The sequence below is a fragment of the Deinococcus apachensis DSM 19763 genome (assembly GCF_000381345.1).
Taxonomy (GTDB): Bacteria; Deinococcota; Deinococci; order Deinococcales; family Deinococcaceae; genus Deinococcus; species Deinococcus apachensis.
Genome location: NZ_KB906416.1, coordinates 1 through 2500, shown reverse-complemented (window position 1 = coordinate 2500; position 2500 = coordinate 1). Strand labels below are relative to the sequence as shown.

The 2500-nt window shown below is 63.3% G+C and carries 2 protein-coding genes (1 of these 2 cut by a window edge); one reads left to right on the top strand and one right to left on the bottom strand.

What is annotated here, in order from left to right; genetic code table 11:
• A protein-coding gene (locus tag F784_RS0118825) for a tyrosine-type recombinase/integrase (protein ID WP_019588279.1) crosses the window boundary here: on the bottom strand, positions 1-1185 show its 5' portion. It extends 123 nt beyond the left edge of the window; 1185 of the gene's 1308 nt are visible here — the first part of the coding sequence; the start codon lies at positions 1183-1185; its stop codon lies beyond the left edge, outside the window.
• Between the two features lie 85 nt (positions 1186-1270).
• Between F784_RS0118825 and F784_RS0118820 the strand changes: the two genes are divergently transcribed.
• On the top strand, positions 1271-2131 hold the full coding sequence (locus tag F784_RS0118820) for an IS5 family transposase (RefSeq protein ID WP_083939277.1): 861 nt from the start codon (positions 1271-1273) through the stop codon (positions 2129-2131).
• The last annotated feature ends 369 nt before the right edge of the window (positions 2132-2500 follow it).

Genomic DNA, 2500 nt, shown 5'->3' with positions numbered 1-2500 from the left:
CGTCATGCCGCGCAGCCGGTCCGGCAGGGCATGGGCGTAAGTGTTCAGGGTGGTACTTGTCTGCGCGTGCCCCAGGTGGGCGGCCACCGTCACCACGTCCCGCCCTTGTGAGAGGTGAAAGGTTGCCACGCTGTGCCGCAGCGCGTGGGGGCTGAGCAGCGGCACCCCTGCTGTCTCGCAGGTCCGGCGCATGGTATGGCGGGCCGTGTCCTGCCGCATGGGCCGCCCGTCCACACTGGGGAAGATGGGCGCGTGAGGGGCCAGCCCTTCGCCCTGGTAGCCGGACGCCCGCGCCTCGATGCCCACGCGGCGCCGCATGTCCTCGACGATCTGCCGGGCTTCCCCGGGCAGGTACACCCGGCGCACGCCCGCCGCCGTCTTCGGCTTGCCCGTGTACGCTTTCCCCTCAAACTCACTCCGGGTCTTCGAGACGGTCACGAAGGACACGCCGGGGGCCTTCGTGTCTTCTTGGAGATCCGCCCAGGTCAGGGCTAGGGCTTCCCCAATGCGAAGCCCTGTGTAGGCGAGGAAGGCCAGGGGTAGCGCCCAGCGGTCTTCCAAGGCCGCCCCAATAAAGCGCCCCAGTTCTTCGGGCGTGAACGCCTTCACCTTCGCCAATCCTGCCTTCGCGGCTTTCACAGGCCGGGCATGCTGGGCCGGGTTCTCTCGCAGCAGCCCGTCCCCAATGGCCCGCTTATACGCGCCGGTCAGCAGGACGTGGATCTGCCGCTGTGCGCTGTCCCCCAGCGGGGGCCGGGTCTTACCCGTGGCCGGGTCCGGGCGCTTTTCGTTCAGCCCCTCGAAGTAGGCCCGGAGAGCGCGGGGCGTCACTCCCGCCGCTTTCAGGTGGGCCAGGTGGGGCGAGACGTGCCGCTGGTAGAGCTTTTCGTTATTCCACAGCGTCCGGGGCGCCCAGCTCCCCGCCTTCGCCGCCATGTATTCCGTGACCATCTCGCCCACGGTCAGCCGGTCGGAGACAGGCCGCACGCCTTCCTGGGCTTCCTTCTGGGCCGTGATGATGGCCCGCTGTGCTTCGGTCTTCGTCCTAACGGTGCCCTGCCGCCGTTCCCGCGTGCCGTCCGGGTACGTCACCCACACCCGCCACCGGAAGCGGCCCGAGGGCAATTCCTCGATGTTGCCCTTATGCCAGCCGTTCCGCCCCTTCGCCCTGCCGTCCCCCGTCATGGGTCACAGCGTAAGACGAAGCCGGAAGAAAGAGGCAAGGTGCGTGTGTTAACACCTCAAGGCCCTTCCAGACGCAGTTTTCATCCTGCTGTGGGGCATAACGGGTGCTGGGTATGCCTCGGATTTGACGGACGCGGAATGGGTACTGCTCGAACCCCTGCTTCCTGGTCCCTGTTCGACGGGACGCAAGCGAATTCACTCCCGGCGCGTCCCGGTCAACGCCATGCTCTACGTCCTGCAAACCGGCTGCGCTTGGCGACTCCTGCCCCTGAACTTTCCCAGTTGGGACACGGTGTACGCCCAGTACCGCAAGTGGCGCCTTCGAGGTGTACTGAAGCATGTCCACGACGTGCTTCGAGAACGAGGCCGGCTGGCGGCTGGGCGAGCCGCACAGCCCACCACAGGCATCATCGACAGTCAAAGTGCTAAGACAACCGAAGCGGGCGGACCCCGCGGGTTCGATGATGCCAAAAAGGTGAGTGGACGCAAGCGGCACATCCTCGTCGATACCCTCGGGCTGATTCTCAAAGTCGTGGTCCATCCAGCGGATGTGCAGGACCATGAAGGGGGCAAGCTGGTTCTCGACGGGATCAAGCAGACCTACCCCAAGCTGGAGAAGGTCTGGGCGGACCAGGGGTACACGGGCGGCTTCCTCAAGTGGGCCAAGGAGCAGTCTGGGCTGGTGGTGGAAGTGGTGTATCCCTGGTGGCGGCAGGTGCAGCGCTACACGCCCGAGTTGGTGGACCAACTCGGGCTCCAGAAGACCTTCAATGTGCTGCCCAGACGCCGGGTGGTGGAACGCACCTTCGCCTGGCTCGGAAAATGCTGGCGCTTGTCGAAGGACTACGAGGCATTGCCGGAGGCCACAGAAATGCTGGTGTATCTCGCCATGATCCGCCTGATGCTGCGAAGATTGGCAGGCGATCCCCCTCATTCAAAGTCATGATCCATATGCGGAGCTCATTTATCGGAAGTCCGGCCCATCAAGGGGTTGAGGTGCTCCCGAAAGAGCGTATGTGGTCCCCTCTCAATTTCTAGAAGCTCGTTCAGGAGATATGGTCTTTGCTCTACATCCTGGGGTTGCTGCTTCAATTTCTTTTCGACTGTCAATAAGGGTGTGGCAAGACGTTCTGCCTCTTCACTAACCCAAGACGTTACTTGTGGCGTTTTCTGAATACGCACCCTGAGGGCGTATATACGCTGGTAGAGGGCTGCTAGATCTACTTCCGACATGCTCAAACCCTAGAGGCTGCCAAGAACAGGGTTGAACTTTAGGAGCGAGGATTTGGACAGGGCAGAATAAGCGGGTGACGCG